We start from the raw sequence: 1,052 nt of genomic DNA, 5'->3' as shown, positions 1-1,052 counted from the left end.
GGCAGAGCCAGTACACGGCGCTCCGCGACGCCTGCGCGCAGATCTCCAACCACCTCGACCACTCCGCCGCCCTGCACGCCCAGGACGACGCCCGCGTCCAGGGTTCCCTGACCGCCGTCTCGGTGCTCAGCGGCTACTTCAACTAGCGGACGGGGAACGGTAGTTGCTGACGTACGCGGACGTCGTGAACGCGCCGGTCGACAAGCTCAGGACGGCGGTGGACGACTGGTCCGACATGGCGCTCCGGCTGCGGAAGCTCGCGGAGGAGGCCCACGACGGCCTGCGGGTGCACGCCGAGGCAGCCCGCTGGGCCGGGGTGAACGCCGGGGTCACCCGGGACTTCATCCGCAAGACCGTGAAGGAGTTCGCGGACGCGAAGCAGGAGGCCGAGGGGGTGCACCGGCTCCTGCTCGACGCGTACACGGAGTTCAAGAAGGCCAAGGACGGCTTGCGGGCCATCACCGACGGAGCCGGGCGCAGCGGCATCGCGATCGACGCGCGCGGCCGGGTCCTGGCCCGCCACACGCTCGCCGACGACACCGCGGTGCGGCACGACCCCGAGTACGCGGGGCTCACCGAGGACGTGCGGGCCGAGCGGGCGAACGTCGCCGCCTGGCAGCGCAAGGTCGACGCGCTGATCGCCGCGTGCGACGCGGCGGACGAGTCCCTGCGCCTCGCCCTCCTGGCGAACGTCCCCCACGCACACGATTTCACCGCGCCGCGGTACGCCTCCCTCGACGACGAGGAGGCCGCGCGGGCGGTCGACCTGGCCCATCGCGTCACCGGGGAGGGCGGCACCGCCCGCAACGTCGAGGAACTGGCGCGGCTGCGGGCCCTGCTGGACGCCCACGCCCACGACCCCGGGTTCTCCACCGCCTTCTACCGGCGCCTGGGCGCGCAGGGCACGCTGGAGTTCTACACCCGGCTCTCCCTGGACGCGACGGCCCTCGGCCCGGCGGGCCTCGACCGGGCCGCCCTGGTCCACCACATCCAGGACGACCTGGGTCCGATGCTGGGCCTCGCCACCGACCCGCACACCCCCGGCCACCTCG

1 pseudogene is annotated in these 1,052 nt (G+C 73.7%); it reads left to right on the top strand.

The features are described 5' to 3' along the window. Positions 1-163: 163 nt before the first annotated feature. A pseudogene (locus E6R62_RS37430) lies at positions 164-1,052 on the top strand (hypothetical protein); the annotation flags it as partial.

The organism is Streptomyces sp. A1136, from assembly GCF_004795055.1.
GTDB lineage: Bacteria > Actinomycetota > Actinomycetes > Streptomycetales > Streptomycetaceae > Streptomyces.
This window is presented reverse-complemented; position numbering and strand designations above follow the sequence as displayed.